Source organism: uncultured Veillonella sp. (assembly GCF_934230905.1).
Taxonomy (GTDB): domain Bacteria; phylum Bacillota; class Negativicutes; order Veillonellales; family Veillonellaceae; genus Veillonella.
Map to the genome: position 1 here is coordinate 20,415 of NZ_CAKQFJ010000024.1, position 6,740 is coordinate 27,154.

Sequence of the window (6,740 nt, forward strand, 5' to 3'; positions counted from 1 at the left end):
CGTATTTGACGATATATACAATTCTATCTATAATATAAAAAGATAGTCAGACGAGTCGAAACGTCGGGCTCATCTCGAAACAATACGAATTTGTAGAAATGGCCTTTTCGTTTTACCTAGCTACCAAGCGGTAACGGAGGGCTATTTTGCTATTGCTAGACAAATAAGAGCTATCTTAGAAAATCTAAGATAGCTCTTTTTTATGCCCATACACATGGTGTTTTCAGTAAGTTCTGAATGATATTGTGCCCTGTTATGACGGTCATGACTGACGGAGCGCAATAGGTAAATTCCGGGTCTGGCAAAATCGTTTTGATGTAGCAATCTTGTGTTTCCATAAATGATTTGTATGTATCAAGTGAAAACAGTCCATAGTTACCACGCAATTCCCATCTATCTTTAGCGAGAAGGGCCAAAAATTCATCGGCGTGTGGGTCATATGCAATGTTAGGTAGGGTGCTGCTGGTTGTTAGCCCTGTATCACTATTTGTACATGGGGAAATATAATACATATACCCTCTTGGTGTGATACAAAGCATCCAAGTAATGGCTCTAGACATAAGGGTTCGTTTAAAAACGCCAAATACTTCTTGTAATCTTGATTTTCGCACATACAGAGCATAAAAGGTTTCCTTATATTCCGTTGGGTCATCAGGCGTATCGAGATAAGTTTGCTCCACTACATCAAAGGGTACATTACATATATTGGCGAGATCTTCAATCGAATGGCGCCATATTCCTCTACGTACTAAACTAATACGCCTTTTGGGGAATAGTAAAATATATTCACTGCCAATATAATCAGATAAAGCACCAAAATGAATGCCATCTTGACGATTAAACTCAGGAAATTGCATACGCCGATAATCAGCGTCAATGCCCGTACAAGCATAGCTTTCACCTAAAACAGTGCTACCATAGACCTCAATCTGATGAGGATCCCAGTCCCCTAAGTCATCGCCATACCGCATTTTGCCATGATCATAACGAAGCATCTTGGTGTGCCCCGTAGGCGACACGCAGAGCACGCAAGGATACCCATACCGCTGCGTATACCAACCGCCCACGCTGTGCCAATCCGCAATCCGATTTTCAGGCCATGCAAACAAGGTCATTTCCACCGGCTGCTGTCCATGTACACCATTCACGGATGCCGTGCCATGAATCGTATGCTTATACCAATTTCGGCCAACCATATACTGCCATGCCAACCGTGGCGTCGGACCACTTTGGCCAACAGGATTGCTAATCACAATGAGCAGACCCATCCGCGCTTTTCGATAGGGTCTAACGATATCATTAATTTGGCGCACTAAACCTTGATTCATAGGACATCCCCCTTTTACCTTACTAATCTTGATGAAAGCTAACACTGTTTACACCTTTAGTATAAATGAGTAGATGTGTAAAATTTAGTGCATAGAGCTATAGGAACTCATTACTGTTTAAAACATAGGAATATTATATAATTATACTTAACAAAAAGAGTCTATGTATTGATATAGCTCCTATAAAAAGGAGCATGTAAGCAGGAGAAGCTATTATGCTAAAATTACCACTCATAGTGGGTGCTGTCATCATGAGCACTGTACTATCACCAGTAGAGGCCATCGACGTCAACATTCCTGGTGCGGATGCGAAAATTCCAAAAGATGCGTATATAAATTATCAAGCCACAAACCAAGCCATTGAACAGGATGTGGCCAATTATGTAGAAACGTTAAAGAGCACCGATAAAGCCAACGGTATTAGTAGAAACGAACTAGCCTATGCAAAGGAGGCCTCTATATATCGCGGAGAGCATTACCACAATACGGTTATTTCCGTTCACAATCGATACAGCCAAATCCGTCTTTCATTCCCCGTAGCAGGCATAAAAAGCGAATATAATATTGGCCGGTATAAAAATCCAGATCGCACCATAGAGGATTATCGCGTTATAACTGATAACGGTAGCCTCAATCTAGAGGTCGACTACGGTTATTATCCTAACCATAATTGGCGCGATACCAAGATCAATTATGAGAAATTAACGGATAAGGATGTCCGCCAGTTCTTGCAAGATAAGGCCAAACGCAATCCATCGAAACATATTTCTGATATAAAGGCAACTGTATTTTCATACCCTACCGTTACCTATAGTACTTGGGACAGCATGAAAATGCCTTACCTCAAAAATGGCCAAAAAACGACGATGACCGTGGATACCATCAACTTTAAATATATGGGCTTTGCCATACGGTATCCTCTATATCACGCAGGTATCGCCTATTTCGATAATAAACCGGTGTTGAATAAGGTGCCTACTGACAATCTACTCGCCAATTACGTGCTTCCATCGGTGAAAAATCTCAATGAGTTGAATCAATATTCACGCATAGAAAATCTAAATGGCATACAGTATCGCGTACCTAAGGATGCCATATTCGATGGTGAAAGCAAGGGTACCTATCAAGATATTAGACATTACAAAAAAGGATCCATAATTTTTTCTGTTTCTACTACGGAGCTTGCTAAGAATCCGTATGTCCATACTTTTATTACTGATGGTCATTACAATTTTAATAGAGAGTTACATACGTTTTGGGATATTTACCGTTACCACCCAACACCAGATTATATAAATTACTCGGTTGTATGGAATAATAATATTCCTGGGCTATCCATACACAGCTATGAACCGTATAGGGATAATCACATCCTAAACTTTGAATCCTATGATGGTACCTATCATTTTATCTATACCATCTTTTATCCAAAATTTTTAAGTGCTAACGAAGTCCAAAAATTACGAAATATGATAGAATTCTTTGATTCTACGAATAATCCGGAATTTAAACTCCAAGAACATGTGGTATTCCCGGAAGTAGCAACCTATCACTAAACCCCATTCTGCGATTACTAAACAAAAAAGTATAACTCTCATCGTCATGGATAACCTGACGGTGAAAGTTATACTTTTTATTAGGTATGAATGATTTAATTTTGATGATTCTTAGGCACTGTAACTATAATAGATGTAATAGCAATCAGCGTCATAAATAAATCTCGTTAGCCTATTCGCTTTTGTTTTTCTATTTTGACTTTCCTTTACCTTGTTTCTCATGTTGTTCTACAAGAGAAAGGAAGTCCTTAAAATTATTAATTTTAACGGCTTGCCATGTGCCATCATCAAGTTTTTTCATAGCAAGGTTAAATGTTACGTCTTGGTTAAGTTCTTTGGAATTAAATGTAACAGGCACAACAGCGCTATTACCATCAACAGTGGCAGAACCAATGCTTTTGAACTCAAGATCTTTAATACCAGTTTTTTCTTTCATTTCGTCAGCAGCTTGTTTTTCCTTCGCATTTTGTTCCGTATTTTCAGGTTGCTTTGCAATAGCGCTGTAAATTTCATTGCTTAAAATAGGAACAATCTTAGGTTTCAAACCTTGGAACATCACCTCCGCAAGCTCCTTAAATGGGTTATTCTTAATACTAGGATCTTCCATTTCTATAGCCACAAGATCATCATAGCCTGAACCAATAATGGCATCCATATCTACATGTTTTTTGAAAGCATTCACATCATGTTTTTCTACAGCTTCACGGGCAAGATTCAAGGAATAGACTGGTGTTTTTGTGAAATACAAGAAATACCAACCTAGAGCAATAGCCACAATGGCTACAAGTACGGCAATAATAATCTTCTTTTTAGACATACAAGTCTCCTTTCATAGAGATAAAACTATTAATTAAGCCTTAGGGTAACTTAAAAACATTCGCTTCGTCAAGATATTTCAAAACAGGGAACGCTTGCTTATGGGGATGGTTAATCAGTGTTGCCATCTCTACCATACTACGAATATCATGGTAAGATTTCTTCACCTTATCAGCTTTATAAACAACTTCAATACTGTACACGTATGTATCATCATGGATTGTGAAATAGGTATAATTACTACCATTATCAAATTTTACACTACCACTGAAAGCAGGCACGCCATTATTCCAAATAGTAGCATTATCATTAACTGAATATGGATATTTTCGGCTCACCGTATCCATCGTAGAAAAAGCACCTGCATAAAAATATGTTTTATCATTTGGAAGAATCGGACGTCGCTTAACTAGCTGCACTATACCGCCACCTTCATACACATGCGTTTCCTCACCATAGGAGGTCGGTTCATAATCAGCTTTTCGCTCACTATTCTTAAATACACGATATGCAAAGTTCCCCCATGTTTTAACAGTGCTATAGCGGTCTATAGCTTTTGTATCCTCTACCGATGGAATCACATAATTCGCCAAAGCCGCTTCTGCATACCTAATATGATCTGGATTGCCATTGCCACGGTTTATGATAGTAACATGATAGACATGGTTCGTATCACTAGGCAAGGAAAACTCAACACCCGTACGCGTACGAGGCTCGGTTTTTCCCTCCTTTCCAGGGATAGTTGTCATAATGCCATACTTCTGCTGCCATTGACCATTTTTTATCGTTTTATATGTGAAAGCACGATCTGTATATGTAGTCTTATCATCTACATCTACTACGATATCTGCATTCATGCTTTTAATATAATATTGATGGCCTTCATTTACTACATTAGCAACTGGATTAGTACCGTCATTGCTCACCTTACTTTCTAAACTTGGATAAGGCATAGAAAAACGAATATGCTGTGTATCATTATCAAAGATAAACACCGTACTCTGATTTGCTTGGCGTTTTAAATACTTAGCAGTTCCCTCCATATATGCCTTGGCTTGCTCTACGGTCCTACGGCCATTTTTTACAGTCTGTGCTACAACAGGACCTGAACGACGTCTAAACTGAGCCTCTACAAGATCCATATCAGTACTATTATAAGAATAGCTTTCATAAGCAGCATCTGGTACCATAGCATCCCCGCCAGGAATGTCTATATTCACACCATGTGCTGTCGCCATAAGGCCCAACGAACAAAGACCTATTAAACATATTCTCTTAATCATATAAATACCTTTTTTATCAATACGAATACCTTTACTTATTTTATCTCTTTTGCATTATAAGCTTCATTATCGTCGGTACTAACCACCCAATAACATATGAACTTATTAAACTCTATTATACATTATATATAAAAATCTGATGATTATGTATCTATCAAGATAATCCTAAAATATTCGTATTATTCAAATGCTAATCTACATAATGGGTTTATTCATAAATCCTTAAACATATTTATAATCATTTAATTGCTATTATAAGCCAAATATTAAATAATATTATTAATGAATTTTTCATGAATTTTTCAAGGAGGTTCTCTATGAAAAAATGGTTATTATTAGTAATGGCTTTTTGTTATTTTCTATTTGGTGGATTTAATACAGCTAATGCTGATTACCAAGAACATTTAAATGGCGATCCTAATTTTATATTGATAGCAACGTTTAGAGGTACTGGTTACTACTTAGATAAAAGCTCTTTAGTAGTACAACAATATGCACCTCCTCAATATATAATCGCAGTAAATGTAGTAGATGTTCCACATGCTTATGATGGAGATACAATAATATCTAGAGTTCAAACTGATAAATTTCGTTATAATTGGAATACGAAATCAATGTACCTATACTCTGATAGCAAAAACACCTGGAATTATATGAATCCATATGGATACAAAATTGATAAATACATGATTGAAATTCCTGCAGGTGAAATGGCATTTTATTTAGCATATAATATGAAATTCTATAAATCATCATCATATTTTAATTCAGATTTATATAAAAGAATCTAAGCAACTTTAACACCCATTAAAAATAATCTGTAATACAAAATATAGTCCATTTATAAATTAAGTCCCCTAATTTTACAATATATATCATATTAGGTTCTGTAAGAAATTCCTTAATGAAATAATAACTGATTTATCGGCAATTATTTCAACAAACTTACGGCTTAATCATACAATAAAGTCTCTAATTATAAGGCCAATTAGTGACCTGTATCTAAATTCCCATGATTAAAACCATTTTCTAATTGTTGGACTATATCTTGATATTGATCTTTCTTCGACCGTAAATACTTGATATGCAATGTATTTTCAGAACCGGCACCAACAAAGCCTTTCACATAATAAATGAATGTTCCATCTGTATACGTTACAACGTACCACTCATCACTTATCGTATGAAATCCAGGTATCCCACGTTGTTTAGCTATGTTAAGAGTTCGATAATAAGCTCTTTGCGTTGTTTCATTAAGTGTATTATTTGAACCAGATACAGTCACTTCAATAGTTCCATCTTGAGGAGAAATAATACAACCATCACCATTAGTCGGTTCATCACCTTTTACCCACGTACTAGGATAACGAACGGAGAATCCAAATCGCGCATTTCGATATGTCGATAGATCCATCGAATTGGTAGACGCTTGATTGGCCGATGTTGGTGTTTCCTGTTTTGGAGTCTCCCTAGGTTTTGCAGGTGTACTCGTTGCCTCCGTTTGATTCGTATTTGGTGACTCATGATTAACTAACATAACAGTCCCCACACCAATACTTATACCAACCGCTAAACAAGCTACTACTGTAATAATGTGCTTTTTTGTAATCTCAATAACCATCAATACTAATCCCCAATCTATAAACTTCATTAAATTTCCATTTTACTCTATGGACATTATAGGGTTATAGGACAAAACGTGTTGGTACTTTAATCCCAATCATTGAAAGATAATTTGTCATAGTTATGCAAATCAC

The 6,740-nt window shown here is 36.6% G+C and carries 6 protein-coding genes; 2 read left to right on the top strand and 4 right to left on the bottom strand.

Annotated features, from left to right (window positions below; translation table 11 throughout):
• Window positions 1–200 precede the first annotated feature (200 nt).
• Complete coding sequence (locus Q0E20_RS07330) at window positions 201–1,328, bottom strand: hypothetical protein (RefSeq protein ID WP_295998441.1); 1,128 nt, start codon at window positions 1,326–1,328, stop codon at window positions 201–203.
• Window positions 1,329–1,543: 215 nt separating this feature from the next.
• On the opposite strand from Q0E20_RS07330, the gene Q0E20_RS07335 reads away from it, so the two are divergent.
• Window positions 1,544–2,884 carry a hypothetical protein gene (locus Q0E20_RS07335; RefSeq protein ID WP_295998444.1) on the top strand — a complete coding sequence of 447 codons (1,341 nt, stop codon included), beginning with the start codon at window positions 1,544–1,546 and terminating at the stop codon, window positions 2,882–2,884.
• 190 nt (window positions 2,885–3,074) lie between these two features.
• Here Q0E20_RS07335 and Q0E20_RS07340 read toward each other — a convergent pair whose 3' ends face one another.
• Window positions 3,075–3,701, bottom strand: coding sequence for a hypothetical protein (locus Q0E20_RS07340; protein WP_295998447.1), 627 nt, complete (start codon window positions 3,699–3,701; stop codon window positions 3,075–3,077).
• A gap of 40 nt (window positions 3,702–3,741) precedes the next feature.
• Window positions 3,742–4,983 carry a hypothetical protein gene (locus tag Q0E20_RS07345; protein WP_295998450.1) on the bottom strand — a complete coding sequence of 414 codons (1,242 nt, stop codon included), beginning with the start codon at window positions 4,981–4,983 and terminating at the stop codon, window positions 3,742–3,744.
• Between the two features lie 317 nt (window positions 4,984–5,300).
• Between Q0E20_RS07345 and Q0E20_RS07350 the strand changes: the two genes are divergently transcribed.
• A complete protein-coding gene (locus tag Q0E20_RS07350; RefSeq protein WP_295998452.1) occupies window positions 5,301–5,774 on the top strand; it encodes a hypothetical protein in 474 nt (157 codons plus the stop codon).
• A 197-nt stretch (window positions 5,775–5,971) separates the two neighbouring features.
• Here Q0E20_RS07350 and Q0E20_RS07355 read toward each other — a convergent pair whose 3' ends face one another.
• Window positions 5,972–6,634 carry a hypothetical protein gene (locus Q0E20_RS07355; RefSeq protein ID WP_295998455.1) on the bottom strand — a complete coding sequence of 221 codons (663 nt, stop codon included), beginning with the start codon at window positions 6,632–6,634 and terminating at the stop codon, window positions 5,972–5,974.
• Window positions 6,635–6,740 lie beyond the last annotated feature (106 nt).

What these genes read in the sequence shown, in the direction of transcription:
- Q0E20_RS07330 (WP_295998441.1), bottom strand. Translation starts at nt 1,328, where the DNA reads ATGAATCAAGGTTTAGTGCGCCAAATTAATGATATCGTTAGACCCTAT.
- Q0E20_RS07355 (WP_295998455.1), bottom strand. Translation starts at nt 6,634, where the DNA reads ATGAAGTTTATAGATTGGGGATTAGTATTGATGGTTATTGAGATTACA.
- Q0E20_RS07340 (WP_295998447.1), bottom strand. Translation starts at nt 3,701, where the DNA reads ATGTCTAAAAAGAAGATTATTATTGCCGTACTTGTAGCCATTGTGGCT.
- Q0E20_RS07335 (WP_295998444.1), top strand. Translation starts at nt 1,544, where the DNA reads ATGCTAAAATTACCACTCATAGTGGGTGCTGTCATCATGAGCACTGTA.
- Q0E20_RS07345 (WP_295998450.1), bottom strand. Translation starts at nt 4,983, where the DNA reads ATGATTAAGAGAATATGTTTAATAGGTCTTTGTTCGTTGGGCCTTATG.
- Q0E20_RS07350 (WP_295998452.1), top strand. Translation starts at nt 5,301, where the DNA reads ATGAAAAAATGGTTATTATTAGTAATGGCTTTTTGTTATTTTCTATTT.